The sequence below is a fragment of the Limnohabitans sp. TEGF005 genome (assembly GCF_055394835.1).
Genome location: NZ_AP029226.1, coordinates 1368587 through 1385820, shown reverse-complemented (window position 1 = coordinate 1385820; position 17234 = coordinate 1368587). Strand labels below are relative to the sequence as shown.

Annotated in this window: 18 protein-coding genes and 1 pseudogene; 14 read left to right on the top strand and 5 right to left on the bottom strand. The window is 59.8% G+C overall.

Annotation, left to right across the window (positions count from 1 at the left end; all coding sequences use genetic code 11):
- The 14 genes and pseudogenes from ACZ5RG_RS06625 (at window position 1) to ACZ5RG_RS06560 (ending at window position 11841) form a co-directional block, all read left to right on the top strand.
- A complete protein-coding gene (locus ACZ5RG_RS06625) occupies window positions 1-819 on the top strand; it encodes a cobalamin-binding protein (protein ID WP_464448088.1) in 819 nt (272 codons plus the stop codon).
- Window positions 812-1387 carry a bifunctional adenosylcobinamide kinase/adenosylcobinamide-phosphate guanylyltransferase gene (locus ACZ5RG_RS06620; RefSeq protein WP_298601623.1) on the top strand — a complete coding sequence of 192 codons (576 nt, stop codon included), beginning with the start codon at window positions 812-814 and terminating at the stop codon, window positions 1385-1387. The genes ACZ5RG_RS06625 and ACZ5RG_RS06620 overlap by 8 nt, the downstream gene beginning before the upstream one ends.
- Window positions 1384-2307 (top strand): ABC transporter substrate-binding protein, encoded by a 924-nt coding sequence (locus tag ACZ5RG_RS06615; RefSeq protein ID WP_464448087.1) that lies wholly within the window; start codon window positions 1384-1386, stop codon window positions 2305-2307. The genes ACZ5RG_RS06620 and ACZ5RG_RS06615 overlap by 4 nt, the downstream gene beginning before the upstream one ends.
- A complete protein-coding gene (locus ACZ5RG_RS06610; protein ID WP_315137402.1) occupies window positions 2304-3422 on the top strand; it encodes a FecCD family ABC transporter permease in 1119 nt (372 codons plus the stop codon). The genes ACZ5RG_RS06615 and ACZ5RG_RS06610 overlap by 4 nt, the downstream gene beginning before the upstream one ends.
- A gap of 65 nt (window positions 3423-3487) precedes the next feature.
- The gene (locus tag ACZ5RG_RS06605; protein WP_464448185.1) at window positions 3488-4282 is read left to right on the top strand and encodes an ABC transporter ATP-binding protein; all 795 of its coding nucleotides are present in this window, start codon (window positions 3488-3490) and stop codon (window positions 4280-4282) included.
- Window positions 4272-4841, top strand: coding sequence for a cob(I)yrinic acid a,c-diamide adenosyltransferase (gene cobO, locus ACZ5RG_RS06600; protein ID WP_464448086.1), 570 nt, complete (start codon window positions 4272-4274; stop codon window positions 4839-4841). The genes ACZ5RG_RS06605 and cobO overlap by 11 nt, the downstream gene beginning before the upstream one ends.
- 64 nt (window positions 4842-4905) lie before the next feature.
- Window positions 4906-5277 carry a DUF1636 domain-containing protein gene (locus ACZ5RG_RS06595; RefSeq protein WP_298599531.1) on the top strand — a complete coding sequence of 124 codons (372 nt, stop codon included), beginning with the start codon at window positions 4906-4908 and terminating at the stop codon, window positions 5275-5277.
- Between the two features lie 55 nt (window positions 5278-5332).
- Window positions 5333-6436, top strand: a pseudogene (cbiB, locus tag ACZ5RG_RS06590) (adenosylcobinamide-phosphate synthase CbiB).
- Complete coding sequence (locus ACZ5RG_RS06585; RefSeq protein ID WP_315137412.1) at window positions 6436-7575, top strand: aminotransferase class I/II-fold pyridoxal phosphate-dependent enzyme; 1140 nt, start codon at window positions 6436-6438, stop codon at window positions 7573-7575. Before cbiB ends, ACZ5RG_RS06585 begins: the two are co-directional and overlap by 1 nt.
- Window positions 7572-9053 carry a cobyric acid synthase gene (locus ACZ5RG_RS06580; RefSeq protein WP_298597114.1) on the top strand — a complete coding sequence of 494 codons (1482 nt, stop codon included), beginning with the start codon at window positions 7572-7574 and terminating at the stop codon, window positions 9051-9053. The genes ACZ5RG_RS06585 and ACZ5RG_RS06580 overlap by 4 nt, the downstream gene beginning before the upstream one ends.
- A 2-nt stretch (window positions 9054-9055) precedes the next feature.
- Window positions 9056-10126 carry a nicotinate-nucleotide--dimethylbenzimidazole phosphoribosyltransferase gene (cobT, locus tag ACZ5RG_RS06575; RefSeq protein ID WP_464448085.1) on the top strand — a complete coding sequence of 357 codons (1071 nt, stop codon included), beginning with the start codon at window positions 9056-9058 and terminating at the stop codon, window positions 10124-10126.
- Between the two features lie 2 nt (window positions 10127-10128).
- Window positions 10129-10941 (top strand): adenosylcobinamide-GDP ribazoletransferase, encoded by an 813-nt coding sequence (locus ACZ5RG_RS06570; protein WP_464448184.1) that lies wholly within the window; start codon window positions 10129-10131, stop codon window positions 10939-10941.
- Entirely contained in the window at window positions 10938-11525 is a 588-nt protein-coding gene (locus ACZ5RG_RS06565; RefSeq protein WP_298597108.1) for a histidine phosphatase family protein, read from the top strand. Before ACZ5RG_RS06570 ends, ACZ5RG_RS06565 begins: the two co-directional genes overlap by 4 nt.
- Before the next feature lie 73 nt (window positions 11526-11598).
- A complete protein-coding gene (locus ACZ5RG_RS06560) occupies window positions 11599-11841 on the top strand; it encodes a glutaredoxin family protein (protein WP_298597105.1) in 243 nt (80 codons plus the stop codon).
- On the opposite strand, the gene ACZ5RG_RS06555 is transcribed toward ACZ5RG_RS06560, so the two are convergent.
- The 5 genes from ACZ5RG_RS06555 to nth all read right to left on the bottom strand — a co-directional run bounded on the left by ACZ5RG_RS06555 (window position 11826) and on the right by nth (window position 17201).
- A complete protein-coding gene (locus ACZ5RG_RS06555; protein ID WP_298597102.1) occupies window positions 11826-12458 on the bottom strand; it encodes a DUF2894 domain-containing protein in 633 nt (210 codons plus the stop codon). The two genes, ACZ5RG_RS06560 and ACZ5RG_RS06555, sit on opposite strands and share 16 nt — an antisense overlap.
- A gap of 10 nt (window positions 12459-12468) precedes the next feature.
- Window positions 12469-13128 (bottom strand): OmpA family protein, encoded by a 660-nt coding sequence (locus ACZ5RG_RS06550; RefSeq protein WP_298597099.1) that lies wholly within the window; start codon window positions 13126-13128, stop codon window positions 12469-12471.
- Entirely contained in the window at window positions 13128-15497 is a 2370-nt protein-coding gene (locus tag ACZ5RG_RS06545; RefSeq protein WP_464448084.1) for a DUF802 domain-containing protein, read from the bottom strand. The genes ACZ5RG_RS06550 and ACZ5RG_RS06545 overlap by 1 nt, the downstream gene beginning before the upstream one ends.
- Entirely contained in the window at window positions 15494-16282 is a 789-nt protein-coding gene (locus ACZ5RG_RS06540; protein WP_464448083.1) for a DUF3348 family protein, read from the bottom strand. Before ACZ5RG_RS06540 ends, ACZ5RG_RS06545 begins: the two co-directional genes overlap by 4 nt.
- Window positions 16283-16568: 286 nt before the next feature.
- The gene (nth, locus tag ACZ5RG_RS06535; protein WP_315137432.1) at window positions 16569-17201 is read right to left on the bottom strand and encodes an endonuclease III; all 633 of its coding nucleotides are present in this window, start codon (window positions 17199-17201) and stop codon (window positions 16569-16571) included.
- Between the last annotated feature and the right edge of the window lie 33 nt (window positions 17202-17234).

The window sequence follows — 17234 nt, the reverse complement described above, 5'->3', positions numbered from 1 at the left end:
ATGCCTCAAACCCTCGGCCCCAAACGCATCGTCTGCCTCACCGAGGAGACCACCGAGTGGCTTTACCTGTTGGGGCAGGAAAGCCGCATTGTGGGCATCAGTGGGTACACGGTTCGGCCGCGTCGGGCGAGGGAGGAAAAGCCCAAAGTCAGTGCCTTTTTGAATGCCAAGATCGACAAAATCCTGGCCCTGCAACCTGACTGCGTGCTGGGCTTTTCTGACCTGCAAGCCGACATCGCAGCACAACTTATACGGGCCGGCGTGCAGGTCACAGTATTCAACCAGCGAAGCGTGGACGAGATTTTTTCGGTCTTGTACCAAGTCGCGGCCATGGTGGGCTGTGCCGATTCGGGGCAGACACAATTGGCTGCCATGCGTACACGTTTAGAAGCCATCAAGGCAGAAGTGGCCGCATTGCAAGCCACTGGCAAACGCCGCCCCCGGGTGTTTTTTGAGGAATGGGACGAACCCCACATCAGCGCCATCCGTTGGGTGTCTGAGTTGTTGAGCATTGCCGGGGGGGACGACGTTTTTCCCGAGCTGGCCGGTCAATCGTTGGGCAAAAATCGCATCATTGCCCATGGTGATCAGATCGTGGCGCGTGCCCCTGACATCGTCATCGGCTCTTGGTGCGGCAAAAAATTCCGTCCCGAAAAGGTCGCGGCCAGAGCAGGGTGGCAAGACGTACCCGCCGTGCGCAATCAACAATTGTTCGAGATCAAGTCGGCCGATATATTGCAACCCGGCCCGGCGGCCCTGACGGATGGTGTTGAACAGATGCACCGTATTGTTCGGCTATGGATGTTGACCCATGGCTGAGCCAGTGTGCAAAGAATTCATCACTGGCGGTCAGCGCAGCGGCAAGTCGCGCCGAGCCGAAGATGCGGCATTTGAGTGGCTGGCCGCAAGCCCTGCGCACAGTGCCCTGATGTTGGCAACCGCCCAAGCTTGGGATGGTGAAATGCGCCAACGCATTGCCCGCCATCAGGCGGACCGAGCCGTGCGTTTGCCCGGCATGCGCACCCTGGAAGAACCCCGGCTTTTGGCCCAGGCCATCACCCAACACAGCCAAGCTCATGTACTCATCGTGGTGGACTGCCTGACCCTTTGGTTGACCCATCTGAGCATGCCATTGAACCCTGCAGATGCACTGAACGAGGCAGAAATTTTGGCCGCCACACAAGCCTTGTGCCAAGCCATTGCACAGGCCCCTGGCCCTGTGGTGCTGGTGGGCAATGAGATTGGCATGGGCGTGATTCCGATGGGGCAGGACGTGCGTCAATTTGTGGATGCACTGGGACGAATCAACCAAAATGTTGCCGCTGTATGCGATCGCGTGACCCTGATGGTGTCGGGTTTGCCACTTGCTCTGAAAGCTGCGACATGAGCAGCTTGCGCCTGGTTTTTTTCATTTTGACCGCTGCCGCACTGGGCTTGCTTGCACCTGCTGCGCTGGCTGCGCTGCAGGTCACCGACGACAAAGGGATGGTGGTGAACTTTGAGAGTGCGCCCATGCGCATCGTCAGCTTGCTGCCCTCGCTGACTGAGACGGTTTGTGAACTCGGACATTGCCAACGTCTGGTTGGTGTAGACCGTTACTCCACCTTTCCCACCAGCCTGAAACTGTTGCCACAAGTGGGCGGGGGTCTTGATCCCAATATCGAGGCCATTGTGGCCCTGCGGCCCGACGTCGTGCTGGTGGCGGCTTCTTCGCGTGCGGTAGATCGTTTAAGGTCTTTGGGCCTCAAGGTGCTGGCCCTCGAGCCCAAATCGCATGCCGATGTGCAGCGTGTGATGCTCAAAATTGGGCAATTACTGGAAGTGCCTGATGCCCCCAAAATTTGGCGTGTCATCGATGCGGGCGTGGCAGCGGCAGCGCAATCTTTGCCGCCCAGCGTGCATGGCAGTCGGGTCTACTTCGAGGTTGATCCCGGTCCCTATGCGGCGGGCGAGTCGTCTTTCATTGGCGAAACCCTGACCCGTCTGGGCGTCAAAAACATCGTGCCCGCTGCATTTGGGCCGTTTCCCAAGCTCAACCCAGAATTCATTGTGCGTGCCGACCCCGACTTGATCATGGTGGGCGAAAACACCGTCCAAGGCATGGCTCAGCGTCCCGGCTGGGCTAGCATGCGCGCCCTGCGCGAGCAGCGTTTGTGCGTGTTTCCGGTCGCCGAGTCCGATATTTTGGTGCGGCCCGGTCCCCGCATGGCTGAGGGGGCCCGCCTCATGGCCCGTTGCCTTGCACAAAAGGCGGGCAACACTCAGCCCTCCGGCATACACAAGTCCTTAGGCATGCCCAAGCCATGAGCGCCAATCTGGCCGTGCCAGTCTCAAGGCCTCAAGGCCACTCGCAGCCTGTATTTGGGCTGGTAGCCGCCCTGCTTTTGGTGGCCACGGTGCTCACGGTGTTGGGCATCGGGGTGGGTAGCACGGGTTTTGAAAACTTGCTTCAACCCTTGCTGCACCCGCAGGCCGATCCCTCTGCCACAGCCATGGCGCAGCAAATTATTTGGGAAATCCGTTTGCCGCGCACGCTGGGCGCTTGGGCTGCAGGGGCCTTGCTGGGGCTGGCGGGTGCGTTAGCGCAGGGTTTGTTTCGCAATCCACTGGCCGATCCTTTTTTGTTAGGCAGTGCTTCTGGCGCCTCTTTGGGTGTGGCGTTCGCACTGGCAGCGCTGGGCAGCGGGGGCATGTTGGGTTTGGGCAGCACGATGAACAGCGGTGTGGCGGTGAGCGTGTTTTCGAGCAGCTTGTGGGTGAGGTTGGGATTAACGGGCGCGGCTTTTGGGGGCGCTGTCTTGGCCGTTTTGTTGACGTTGCTTTTGGCCAGCGGGGTGCAGCACACGCTGCGGTTGTTGTTGGCCGGTGTGGTGGTGGGCGTGGTGTTGGGTGCCTTGACGCAAATGGTGTTGCTGTTTTCGCCGGATTCCTTGCAGGCCATGCAGGCCTTTATGCTGGGGTCAACCAGCTTTGTAGGCTGGACTTCTTTTGTCTTGATGGGCTCGGTTTGGCTTGTGTGTGTTGCACTGGCTTGGCTGTTGGCCAGAGTGCTGGATGGTTTGAGCCTGGGCGATGCCACGGCCCGTAGCCTGGGTCTGCCTCTTGGGCCGATGCGTGCCGCCTTGGTGGGGGTGTTGGCTTTGGCGACGGGAACAGCGGTTGCACAAACTGGCTTGATCGCATTCATTGGACTGGTAGCCCCGCATTTGGTGCGCTCTTTGGTCAACACCACCAGTGGGCGAATGATGTGGCTGGCCAGTGGCACGGGCGGCGCTTTGTTGATGGCCGCAGACACCTTGGCGCGTGGCTTGATCGCCCCGCAAGAACTCCCGGTGGGCGTTCTAACGGCGGCACTGGGCGGTGGCTATTTGTTGTGGTTGATGCGTCGCAGTACTCACTTGTCGCGGGGGGCAGGCTTGTGACTTCCAAACCCCACACAACTGACATAGCCCACACGGCGCTTTTGGGCGCACTGCCCGATGGTCAAATTGCCTTTGCTGCGTTGCAGTGCGTTGGCTTGGGCGCACGACTGGGCGGCGTTGCTATTTTGAAAGACCTTGATCTGGCCTTGCCACGCGCACGCTGGACCAGCATTGTTGGGCCCAATGGCGCGGGCAAATCCACCTTGCTCAAAGCGCTGGCGGGCTTGTTGCCGCACACAGGTGAGGTGTTGCTGAACGGACGACCTCTTGCGCAATGGCCCCACAAAACCCGTGCCTGCCAGTTGGCTTGGCTCGGTCAAAACGAAACCAGCGCTGACGACCTGACCGTTTGGGACGTGGCCATGTTGGGTCGCGTGCCGCACCAAGCTTGGTTCAGCCCGCCCAGCCTGACCGACCTGGCCGCGGTCGAGCGCGCGCTGCGGGCAACCCAGGCTTGGGATTGGCGTGCCCGTTCTTTGGGGCAATTGTCCGGAGGCGAGCGCCAGCGTGTTTTGTTGGCGCGTGCCTTGGCGGTGGAGTCCGAAGTGCTGCTCATGGACGAACCCCTGGCCAACCTCGACCCTCCGCACCAAGCCGATTGGTTGGCGCTGGTGCAAGCCTTGATAGCACAAGGTAAAACGGTGGTCAGCGTGTTGCACGAAGTTTCCATGGCCCTGCAAGCCGACCAATTGGTGGTGATGGCCCAGGGCCGCATTTGCCACCAAGGTGCGTGTTCCGATGCCACCACCCACCGGGCTCTGGAGGCGGTGTTTGACCACCGCATCGAAGTCCATGCGCTGCAAGACCAATGGGTGGCCTTGCCTAAAAATGCAACTGTCAAGGTACCCCATGAACATTGAAACCCCGCCCACCGAGAAGCCCTACGAAAAATCTGATGGCGAGCGTCGAGGCTTGGTCATCGTCAACACCGGAGACGGCAAAGGCAAAAGTACTGCCGCTTTTGGCTTGGCCCTGCGTGCGCATGGCCGTGGCAAGGCTGTCAAGATTTACCAATTCATGAAAGTGCCGACGGCCCGGTTTGGCGAGCACCGCATGTTTGAGCAATTGGGCATCCCAATTGAAGGTTTGGGCGATGGCTTCAGCTGGAAAAGCCAAGACCTCGAGCATTCAGCGCAATTAGCCCGCGATGGCTGGGAAAAAGCGCGTGCCACCATCCTGAGTGGCGAGCAATTTTTGGTGGTGTTGGATGAAATCACATACCCCTTGATTTATGGCTGGCTGCCTCTGGAGGGGGTGCTGCAAACCCTGCGCGAGCGGCCTTCGCATGTGCATGTTTGCCTTACCGGTCGCCGTTGCCCACCCGAGATCATTGAGTTGGCGGATACCGTATCCGAAATCACGATGGTCAAGCACGCCTTTCAGGCCGGCATACCGGCTCAACGTGGCATAGAAGACTGAAGCACATGGACGGCCTCAGTTTTTTGACGACTCAAACCCTTCCCAAACTACAGCAGATTTCAGCATGACCGAACTCATCATTTGCACCACTTGCCGCACCGTGTCCACCCCGAATGACCAACGTGCTGCGGGCGAAATTTTGTTTGATGCCGTGCAAGCGGCACAAGCGTTTGGCGACCAACCTGAATGGGAAAACGTGCAAGTGCGCGCCATGGCTTGTTTAAGCGGTTGTTCACGCTCTTGCACGGCGGCTTATCAAGCGACCGGCAAACACAGTTATTTGTTTGGTGATTTGACAGCAAGCGACGATGTAGCACGGCAGTTGCTCAACTGTGCTGTGCTGCACCACCAGTCCGTGGATGGGAGTTTGCCGCGTGACAAACGCCCCGCAGCCTTGGTGCCCAGCATGATCGCCCGTTTGCCACCTGTGCTTTAAGCCTGGGCACTTTAGCCAGCAGTTGCGCCGTTCCGCACCCTTAGCTCCTAACAAGATGACACTCCAAACGGTCACTTTGTCCCTGCTGAGCCTGCCCGACTGGCTTGTTGTTGCAGGCGCTGTGATGGTGGCCTTGGCCATAGACCTTGGGTTTGGCGAACCCAAGGGACGCTGGCACCCGGTGGTCTGGATGGGGCGCTATTTGAACCTTGCCGAACCTTATGTGGCTCCGATAGTGGCCATGAAAGGGTCTTAGAAAGTTGCCGGAAAATTGGCTAAAAAAATGACCGAAAAGGTGGCCACAAAAGTCGCACGCTCTCTGAACGAGTTTCTCAGAGGTTGCTTCGCTTGGACTCTGGGGGCCTTGTTGGTGCTTGTTGTTGCAGCGCTGGCCAATGGGCTGGTGTTGCAAGGTGCTTGGCTGCATCAGCAACCCTGGCTGCAAATGCTGTTGCTGGGCTTGCTGCTCAAGCCCATGCTGGCCTGGCGAATGTTGCGCGACGAGGTGCTGGCTGTGGAGCAAGCGCTGGCTGAATCGCTCGATGCTGGACGCGAGCGTGTAGGCTGGCTGGTCAGCCGCGATGTCTCGGCGCTGGAAGCCACCCAAGTGCGCGAAGCCGCGCTGTCTACCTTGGCTGAAAACCTCAACGACTCGGTAGTGGCCCCTTTGTTTTGGTTTGCGGTGGCCGGTTTGCCTGGCGCGGCCCTTTATCGTTTTGCCAATACCGCAGACGCCATGTGGGGTTACCCCGGCGAGCGCCAAGGCCGCAATTGGGCCTGGGCAGGCAAGTGGACCGCCCGCGTGGACGATGTCTTGTCTTGGGTACCCGCCCGACTGACCGCTGTTTTGCTTGGGCTGCCGACCTTGTGGCGCGGTATGACCCGGGTCATGCACAACGCGGGCCTGACGCCCTCACCCAATGGAGGTTGGCCGATGGGGGCTTTGGCCGTGGGTTTGGGCATTCGTTTGGGCAAAACCGGGGTTTACCAACTCAACCCGCAGGGCAGGGCCCCACTGGCGGCAGACACCGCCATGGCTTTGCGCGTTTGTGGGCAGGTGGTGGCAAGTTTGGCGGCTGTGGCTGCTTTCGTGGTCATCGTGACCGTGCTGGGCGGCTCTTTGCAGTGGCCCTTGCTATCCACAGGGTGGGGTGTTTGATGTCCGTTTTGCAAACTTCGCTGCAGGCACCCAATGTGCTGATTCAGCCCGTCCGTCAACACGGTGGCACCGATGTGCTGGGTCCGGTTCGTTGGGACTTTTCAAGCAACGCCAACGCCTGCGGGCCCTGCCCGGTCACGCTGCATGCTGTGCAACAAGCCAACCCGCAACGCTACCCGGACCCTGGTTACACCCACTTGCATAGTGCTCTCGCTGGCTTGCATGGGGTGGCTCCCGAGCGGGTGCTGCTGGCGGCCAGTGCCAGTGAATGCATTCAACGCATCACGGCGTGGCGCTGGCGTGCGGGTGACCGTCATTTTTGGACTCCGCCGCACGCTTATGGCGATTACACCCATGCCGCCCAGGCCTGGGGCTTGCAGACCATCCAATTGACAGACTTTTCAACCAGCGCCAACCGTTCAACATTTTTGGCGGATTCTGTGGCAACGCTTGCTGGGTCAAAGCATCATGGCCAATTGCGTTGGCTGTGCGACCCCGGCAGCCCTTTGGGTCAAAGTGAATCAGCGCAAACCTTGGCTACCATCTTGTCGGGCTTACCTGATACCACTTCGAATCAATCTGGCTTGACCCTTCAAGCCTCCCAAGTGACCTTGGTCGTGGACCGGGCTTACGCGCCTTTGCGCTTGCAGGGCCAAAGCGCCTTGAGCGCTGAGCAACTCGAGCAAGTTTGGCAACTCTGGTCACCCAACAAGGCGCTGGGCTTGACGGGCGTACGCGCTGCATACGCCATTGCTCCTGTGGGTGCAGAGGCCGATGTGTTGGCACTCGATGCTTTGGCCGCTTCTTGGCCTATCGGGGTTCATGGCGAAGCCATGCTGCAGGCGTGGACGCTGGCTGAGACCCAGCAATGGGTCGCGCAAAGCCGCCCAAGGCTGGCCCAATGGCTGCGGGCCCTGCGCGAAACACTGCAAAACCACGGATGGACCTGCGCTCCCACCGACACCCCTTATTTCTGTGCAAAGCCCCCATTGCCATTGGATGCCCGCGTGCTGCGTCGGCAAGGCATCAAGTTCCGCGACGCCACCTCGTTTGACCTGCCAGGCTGGTGGCGCATGAGTGCGCAGTCGCCCGAAGCTTTGGCTGCGCTAGATGCGGCATTGAAGGAGGTATCCGCATGACTGCTGTTTGCGTGATGGTGCTGGGCACCACCAGTGGCGCCGGCAAAAGCTGGCTCACCACGGCGCTGTGTCGTCATTACGCGCAACGCGGACTCAAGGTGGCCCCATTCAAGGCGCAAAACATGAGCAACAACGCCCGCGTGGTGGCGGGTGTGGCCAACGCCCACAGGCAAACCCAAGCTGGCGAAATCGGCAGCGCACAATATTTTCAGGCGCTGGCCGCCCGGGCAGAGCCCGAGGTGCGCATGAACCCCGTGCTGCTCAAACCCGAAGCCGATACCCGCAGCCAAGTGGTGTTGATGGGCGAGGTTAACCGCGAACTGGGCGACACCCCTTGGCGCGAACGCAGCGAAAAAGTCTGGCCCTACATCACTGCGGCTTTGGATGCCTTGTGCGCAGAAAATGATGTGGTGGTGATCGAGGGGGCAGGCTCTCCTGCCGAGATCAACCTGCACGCCAGCGACATCGTGAACATGCGCGTGGCCCGGCATGTGCAAGCCCGGTGTTTGCTGGTCACCGACATTGACCGGGGTGGCGCGTTTGCGCACCTTTACGGCACTTGGGCCCTGTTGCCCGCCAACGAGCAAGCCTTGATAAAAGGCTTTGTGCTGAACAAATTCAGGGGCGATGCACGCTTGCTGGCCCCCGCACCCGAGATGCTGCAACAGCTCACGGGCGTGCCGGTAGTGGCCACTTTGCCTATGTGGCGGCAACACGGTTTGCCCGAAGAAGATGGCGTGTTCGACGACAGCGCGCGATCCTTCGGTGTCGTGCACACCACGGTGGCTGTGGTGGCTTACCCTCGCTTGAGTAATCTGGACGAGTTTCAGCCACTCAAAAACGTGCCGGGCATCCGCCTGGTATGGGCGCGAAGCCCAGCCGACTGTGCCGGGGCCGACTGGATCGTGTTGCCCGGCTCCAAAGCCACTGCGGCTGATTTGCAATGGCTGCGTGCCCAAGGCTTGGACCATACCGTGGCCGCTCATGCAGCCAAAGGGGGCAGGGTGTTGGGCATATGTGGCGGATTGCAAATGCTGGGCGAAGCCCTGATTGACCCGCACGGCATTGACGGCAATGCACCGGGCCTGGGCTTGTTGCCCCTGGTCACCGTTTTCGATCCCCTCAAAACCGTCACGAGAACCCAAGCGACTTTTTCCGAAGTCACCTGCCCTTGGCATGCCTTGTCGGGCGTTGCTGCCACTGGCTACGAAATTCACCACGGCCAAACCGCGCAACACCCGGCCATGGCCCTGGCAGGCGATGTCGCCCGCGAAGTCATGCCCGGCCTCGGCTGGCAAAACGCTGTGGGCAACGTGTTGGGCTGCTATTTACACGGCTTGTTCGAAGACGCTGCGGTGTTGCAAGCCCTCTTTGGCACCCAAGCCCCCACACTGGACAGCGTCTTTGACGGCTTGGCCCAGTTTCTTGAAACTCACATCGAACCCGGTGTACTTGACGCTTTGATTCAAAAGGATTGACCATGACTTTTTCTGCCCCCGCCATCCCGGATATCTCGCAAACTGAGTTATCCACCCGTTTGCAGCAAAAGCTGGACAACAAAACCAAACCTCTGGGTTCGCTGGGCCGAATCGAAGCATTGGCACAACGCATTGGTTTGATTCTGGGCACCGAAACCCCGGCACTGGAGTCTCCGCAATTGGTTGTTTTTGCTGCTGACCACGGCTTGGCCGCACGCGGCGTGTCGGCTTTCCCAAGCGACGTGACTTGGCAAATGGTCGAAAACTTTTTGTCAGGTGGGGCTGCCGTGAGCGTGCTGGCGCGTCAGCACGGCATTGGCCTGACGGTGGTGGATTGTGGCGTGCAGCACGACTTTGCGCCGCGCCCAGGCTTGCTTGACCGCAAAATTGCCGCTGGAACCGCCGATGCCCTAGAGGGCCAGGCAATGACCGAAGCCCAGTGCGACCAAGCGCTGAGCCAAGGTGCCCAATTGCTGAGCAACTTGCCGGGCAACGCCTTGTTGTTGGGTGAAATGGGCATTGGCAACACCTCGGCGGCCTCGCTTTTGATGAGCCGCTTGGCCGGGCTGGACATTGTGGATTGCACGGGCGCAGGCACCGGACTGGATGCCGAAGCGGTGCAGCGCAAGATTGGTGTGTTACGCCAGGTTCTGGCCCGCCATGCCCACGCGCAAACCCCCTTGCAGGCTTTGCAAGCCTTTGGCGGGTTTGAAATCGCCACGATGGTTGGGGCCGTGTTGCAAGCCGCCCATGAGCGCCGGGTGGTGGTGGTCGACGGTTTCATTGCCAGCGCGGCGGTGTTGGTGGCCGGTGCCATTCAATCCAACGTGCTGCAACGCTGCGTGTTTGCGCACCGCTCTGGCGAGCGTGGCCATGCCCTCATGCTGGCGCACCTGAAGGCTGAACCCTTGCTGGATTTGGGCTTGCGTTTGGGCGAAGGTTCCGGTGCGGCCATGGCCTGGCCTTTGCTGCAAAGCGCCTGCGCGATCTTGAGTCAGATGGCCAGTTTTGAATCGGCAGGCGTGTCACGCCAAGATGAAGCCAACCCCAACCCCAACCCCATCGCCGCTTGAAGATGAATTTTTTGCGTCATTTTTTGCTGGCGGTGCAGTTTTTTACCCGCATCCCCGTCACGAGCAAACTGGCTGCGTGGGTGGGTTATTCCCCCGCCATGTTGCGGGCCAGTGCCGCTCATTTTCCGGCAATGGGCTGGATTGTTGGCGGCTCGTCTGCGGGCGTGTTTGCCGCGTTTTGCTGGGCCTTGCCCCCGCAAGCGGCCAGTGTTTGGGTGGCGGCGATCTTCAGCACGGCCTTCAGCGTGATGTTAACCGGGGCGTTTCACGAAGACGGCCTGGCCGATACCGCCGATGGTCTGGGTGGGGGCTTCACCCGCGAGCGTGCACTCGACATCATGAAAGATTCGCGCATCGGCACGTACGGCGCCATCGCCTTGGTGTTGGCGGTGCTGGCCAAAATCAGCCTGCTGGTGTTGCTGGCGCAAATTCACCTGCAGTGGGTGCTGGTGGCTTTGTTTGCGGCCCATGTTTCATCGCGCTACACGCCTTTGTGGCTGATTCGCTGCTTGGGGCATGTAGGGGACACGCCGCAATCCAAGTCCAAACCGCTCGCCGACAGCATCGGGCTTGCAGCCTTGGCAGCAGGGGGGCTTTGGTGGCTATTGTGTATGGGCGTTGCGGCACTTGTTTTGCCGTGGGCTGCGTTGCTTGCGGCTGTGTTGGCCGCTTTCGCTGCGGCCGTGTTCATGGGCTGGCGTTTGCACAAACGCTTGCAGGGCTACACCGGGGATGGTCTGGGGGCTACCCAGCAACTGTCCGAAATCGCTTTTTATTTGGGGCTGTGCCTAGCGGCATCGGCAGCACCGTCATGAAGCTGTGGTTGTGCCGTCACGCCCCAGTGCAGCTGGATGCGGGTATTTGCTATGGCAAGACCGATGTGCAAGCTGATCCGGCAGGCACTCGGCTTGCCGCCGATCAACTGGCTCAAGTGTTGCCCCAAGGCTGTCCGGTATGGGCATCGCCTTTGACCCGCACCCGTCAACTGGCCGATGCCCTGACCGGCTTGCGACCTGACTTAGGCCCGGTGGTTTGGGACGCGAGTTTGCAAGAGATGGATTTTGGCCATTGGGAAATGCAAACGTGGGACAGCATCGGGCAGCCTGCGGTAGATGAATGGGTCGACAACTTTGCCCACTACCCCGTGGGCGGCGCAGAAAGCACTCAAGACGTGATCACGCGTGTGGCTTTGATGCTGGTCAAAGTCCAAGCCCTGAACTTGCCTGATGTGGTTTGGATCACGCATGCCGGCGTGATCCGAGCGGTGCAGTATTTGTTGCAGGCCCCTCACATGCAAGCTTTGTCTTGCGATACTTGGCCAGTCAATGCCCCGAAGCCAGGTGCTTATTGCTGCATTGACCTTGCTGGTTTAAATCGGCTGAAAACCAGCCCGACTTAAAACGCTTGCCGATAACGCTTGCCAATTGCAAACGGTTTTATCCATTCCCAACACTTCCACCATCAATAGCCCCATGCAACTCAAAATCGTCGTTTACTCCAAGTCCGCATGCCCACAATGCGAGTCCGCCAAGATGCTGCTCAAAACCAAGTCGCTCGATTTTGAAGAAATCAAGATCGACGGCGAGGCCGAGCGCATGGCTTTTTACGAAAAGTGCGGTCCATCGGTCCGCCAGATGCCGCAGATTTTCATCAACGACCAACGCGTGGGTGGCCTGGCGGGCTTGCAAGCCGCGTTGGGTCAGCTCGGTCGCTGAGGCGCGACCCGGCCCTTCGCCATGGCCGCATCAGCCATTTTGGGTTTCACCTTGGCTTGACCTGCTTGATCCAGGCACAACAAGGTGTCCACATAGTTCATGAACCGGTTCAGGTAGTCCGGCGATACATCGCGCATGATGCCCAGTGAGCGCAGCACCAGCATGTGAGAGTTGATCGGCCCGGCGTTTTGGGGGGCTTGAGCAATGGCTTGCGAAACCTTCTTTTGCACGCTGATCTGGCCCAGCTGCTTGCGAAATTGTCGAATCCGCGGGCTCTCTGTGCGCCAGTCACCTGGTTTGCGCGTGTTGGCGTCGGCCGTGGGCGGTTTCATGTCGTCCAGTAAGTCAGCCAAGGGCGAACGCGTGGATTTGACTTCTGTTGCCGTGCCATGGGCGGCTGCCCGTTGCGCTGCCTCAAACCTCGTTTTCAAGCGATCAATGGCTTGCGCCAGTTTGTCGCAAAGCAAGCCCTGAGCAGGACCTTTTTGTTGGCGCGCCCGTTCAGCCAATACACCGATGTAATGCCAAGCCACCAAATCAAAATGCGCGGCACCAGACGCCCGCAGTGTGGCTTGCAGCTCATCCAGCTTGGTCAGGGTTGACGGGGCTTCGGTCATGTCGCGTTGCTCAGTTTGGCTTGCTGTTGGCCTGCGCTGCATCGACGGTATTGGCGGCTTTGGGTACGGGTGCCATTTCAACGCGGCGGTTCTGGGCACGGGCTTTGTCACTGGTGTTGGCCACCAGGGGTTGTTCCTGGCCAAAAGCGGCGGCAAACAGCATGGCTGAGGGCATGCCTTCTTCGATCAAGGTGCGCGTCACCTTGAGTGCCCGTTGGGCCGACAGTTCCCAGTTGTCTTCAAACTGGCGGTTTCGGTTGCCGACCGCCTTGTCGTCGGTGAAGCCACTGACCATGAGTATTTCGTCACGAGACTGCAGATAGCTGCGCAGCGGTACCACCAAGCTTTTGAGCAACTTTCGGCCCTCGGGTTCCAGCTTGTCCGAGTTCAACTCAAACAGCAATTTGCCGCTGATGCCGATGCGGCCGTTGTTCAGGGTGATGCGGCCACTGGCCAACGGAATCGCCAGCGCTTGTTCCAGCGAAATGCGTTTTTGCTCTTCCACTTGGCGTTTCTGCACCTCGTCTTCGAGCTTGGAGGCCATCTCAAGTTGCGTGGCCATGACGCCCACCAGCAACAGCACAAAGGCGCCCAACAGACCCGTCATCAGGTCGGCAAATGAGATCCAGGTGGGTGCGGTCGAATCGACGTCTGCGTCGTATTCCTGCATCAAGCGGCTCCTTCGGCCTGGCGCTGTTGCAGGGCTTCGAGCACGTCTTTCTGGCTGCCAATGCTCAGGTCAATCATTTCGCGGGCCTGTGCCACGTAATAGGCCAGTTGTTCGTCGCTGCGCGTCATCGACTTGTCAATGGCTTGTTCGATGCGCTGCAGGTTGTTCATGAGCTTTTCATTGGTCTCACTGAACGCCCGCACTGCAAAGCCGAAGGTCTCACCCAGGCTGGCCACATCGACCGCACTGGCCGTGACCTGCGCTGCAATATCGCTCAGCTTGCCGGTTTCGGCAGCCACATGTTCGTGGAACTGGCCACTGGTCTGGGCCAACGATGCTTTGCTGGAAACGAGCAATGCGTCAATGACACCGCGCTGTTCGGTGGATGCGTGGTTGATCGCGTCCAGCAAGGTGCTGAGTGTGCCCAGGATGCGGGTGCGCTCTTCGAGCAGTGCGTTGTCTCGCGCCACACTGACCGAGATTTCCTGGCGCAGTTGGCCAATGACCTCGGCAGCGGCCTTGGGCGCTTCGGAGGCGGTTTCGATCAAACGAGTGATCGGTTCCTCCAGCGCCGTTCCGAGTGTGGTCAGGTGGGTGGTCACGGTGCTTTGCAGTTCGGCCAGACGGGCCACGGCGGCGTCGCCCCGCAGCGCTTCTTGCTCGCGGAGGGTCGATAGTTCTTGGCGCAACACAGCGGCCAGTTCTTCGGCGCGTTGTTGATGTTGACCGGCCCATTGCGCCTCAGATGCGATGCGCTCTCGCATCAGCGTTTCGCTGCTGGCCATCAGGCGCGTCACTTCAGACAGGGTCTGTGTGGCCTGGGTTTGCGTGTGGGTGGTGATGTCTTGTGCTGTGCGGGTCAAGGTGTCGCAAATCGCTTGCTGTTGTGCCAGCGTCTGTGCGCTCGCGCTTTGCCATTGTTGGTCCAGGCTGGCGGCGGTGGTTTCGAGTGAAGCTTTCCAGGTGTCCAGTCGCACTTGGTCGGCCGCACTGCGTTCGTCGTGCAAGCGCGTGATGTTGGCCAGTGTCTGACTCGCGTGGGTTTGGGCGTGCGTCTGGATGGCTTGGGCTGTTTGGCCCAGCGCGTCGCAAATGGCTTGTTGCTGCGCCAGTGTTTGTGTGCCCGAGGCTTGCCATTGGCCGTGCAGTGCCGAGGCCATCTGCTCCAGTGCGGCTTGCCAGGCTTGCAGGCGCTGCTGGTCTGCACCACTTTGCTGGGCCAGTTGCTGCGCTTGTGCGGCGCTGACCTGTTCAACCAAGCTATGGGCGCTGCGCTCGAAATGTTGGCTGAAGGCGTCCAGGGTTTGGCCGACGCGCTCGGTCATGCGTGTGCTGGCCAGTTCGTGGCGGCTGAGCGTTTCGGCGCTGCTCTGTGCCAAGGCAGCGGCGGTGCTTGTCATCTGCGTGTTGAGCTCGCCCAGTTGCTGTTGCGTGTTGTGCAGCAGGCGCTCGTTCATGCTGTGGGCCTGCTCGGCCAGTTGCGTCATGGTTGATTGCACCACCGGGCGAATGCCATCGCTGGCCAATTGCATGCTTTGGCTCAGGCTGGTGCGCAGCGACTGGTCTACCGATTGCGCAAGGCCCGTGTAGGTCGCTCGCACTTCTTGCTGGAAGCTTTGTTGGTTGTCCAGCAAACGGTCACCCAGTTGTTGGCTGGTTTGGGCCATATGCGCCATCATGGCCTGCAGCTGCTGCACGACTTGGGGCAGCGCTTGCGATTGCTGCTGCAATGCCTTGAAAGTTTCTTGCCTCTGGTGCGTCAGTGAAAAGCCACGCAGGCTGGTGGCGATGTGCGCGTCCAACACTTGCGCCATTTGTGCGCGTTCTTTGCGCACCAAGCTGCTCATCAGGCCCAACATGGCGGAGGTCGCCACGCCCGCCACCGAGGTGCCAAAAGCCAGGCCCAAACCCTTGATGGGTTCAGAAAATGCCGCACGAATACCGGCTATGTTGGTGGAGCCCTCTAGTGCAAACACAGCCCCGTTGAGGGTCACGACCATGCCCAAAAAGGTGCCCAACATGCCCAGCATGACCAACAAACCCACCAAATAAGGGGTGAGGGCAGGGCCAGGCAGGCCGACACGCTCGCCCTCGACGCGCTGGCGCACCGCGCTTTGCAGGCCTGCGGGCAGGGTGATCAACCAGTCGTTCAGGTTTTGAAGGTCTGCTGGAATTTCTGCCAGTGCCCGGCCCAAGCTGTGGCTGGCCGTCCGGTATTGGCGCAACTCCATGGCACCAAAAACATAGACACCCCCGATCAAAGCGGTCATGACCAACACCAAAAAGTGGCTGCTTGCCACAGCTGCGGCGACCCAGACGACGGCCAATGCGCCCAGTCCAAAGGCTGTTTCGAAGGAATATCGTTTCATTGTTCTTGTGGTGTTTCTTGGTTGAATGCTTCAAGCAGGCCGAGTGTGGGTTGCAATCGGGTGTCCAGCTCGGCCAGCAAAGCTGAGCGCATCGTTTGGCGCAGCGGCATGAGCCAAGCGTTGACACTTGACTGTGCGCTTGGTGCATCCTCTGAGCCCTCGGCCCGGAGTTCGGTTGCTTGCTTGAGGTGCTGTTTGATGGCTTGCACAAAGCGCTTTTCGAGCAATTTGGGCACCTTGGCGAGCAGTGCCGCTTCGCGCTCACTGAGAATGCTTTCAAAAGCCGTATCCAGCGTCGCCAATTGCTGCAAAGTGCCGGCACTTTTGCTCAGCTGTCCGCGCACTTGCGAGCGCAGTTTCTGAACAGTGCTTTCCATTTGCCGCTGATGTGCGGCATAAAAGCGCCGGTAGGGTTCAAAAGCGGTTTTGACCTCGATGGGCTCATCCATTTCCGGCAACGGCATGTCTATTCGTGCAAGACCGGAGCCTGGTGGTGCGCCTTGCATGATGGATTGCTCCAGCTGGGCACGGACTTTGTCCACATGCTTACCCAGGGCCTCGGCGGTCATCATGGCCGCACGGCGCATGTGGGCTGGCTGTGGGTCTGGCCTGGGCTCCGGGTTCAGCAAGCCGTGCAAGGCAATGGCTTGGCGAAAGTTCAGCCAATCGCCCAGCTTTTGTCCGACATCGCCCCCTGCAGGGGCGGCATCTGTCAAGGCGTTTTCGGACAGAAAACGCACCAGTCGTGAGCTGTTGAAGTGGGCACGCGGCAGGGCTCGCGTCATAGGTGAATGGGCTCGGATTCAAAAAGGCAGAGCGGCAGCGCTCTGGGGGTGAAGGGCACCAGGCCAATGGCAAGGGGCAGCCGAATCAGCGAAATCATAATTTTACCCGCCGAAGTCATGGACCCCCGATCAGGTCGGGGGTGACGAGGCACGGGGTAGCGACCCCCGATCGGGTCGGGGGTGACGAGGTATGAGGTATGGACCCCGATTAGGTCGGGGGTGGCGAGGCACGGGTTCACGCCTGTCTGTCATACCCGGCTTGACCGGGTATCCATGAACCCTGCATTCAGGCCGTTTTCGGCTTGTAGTCGCAAAAAGCAGCCACCGCGCACTGCCCGCACTGCGGTTTGCGCGCCTGGCAGACATAGCGTCCATGCAGGATCAGCCAGTGGTGGGCGTCAACCAAATACTTGCCCGGAATGCGCTTGAGCAGCTTTTGCTCGACTTCGAGGGGCGTTTTGCCTGGGGCCAGACCCGTGCGGTTGCCCAAGCGGAAGATATGGGTGTCCACCGCCATGGTCGGCTCGCCAAAGGCCGAGTTCAGCACCACATTGGCGGTTTTACGGCCCACACCCGGCAGGGCTTCAAGGGCTTCGCGCGTGCGGGGTACTTGGCCGCCGTGTTGTTCGACCAACATCCGGCAGGTTTCCAGCAGGTGTTTTGCCTTGCTGTGATAAAGGCCGATGGTCTTGATGTAACTCTCCAGGCCTTCCAGACCAAGGTCCAGGATTTTTTGCGGCGCACCCGCCACGGGAAACAACTTGCGCGTGGCCTTGTTCACGCCCACGTCAGTGGCCTGCGCCGACAGCAGCACGGCGGTCAACAGCTCGAACACGCTGGTGTATTCCAGCTCGGTGACGGGCATCGGGTTGGCCGCTTGCAAGGTGGCAAAAAAAGATTCAATTTGAGCGGGTTTCATGAGGCGTCCGGATGTTGGCAAAATGTCGGCCAA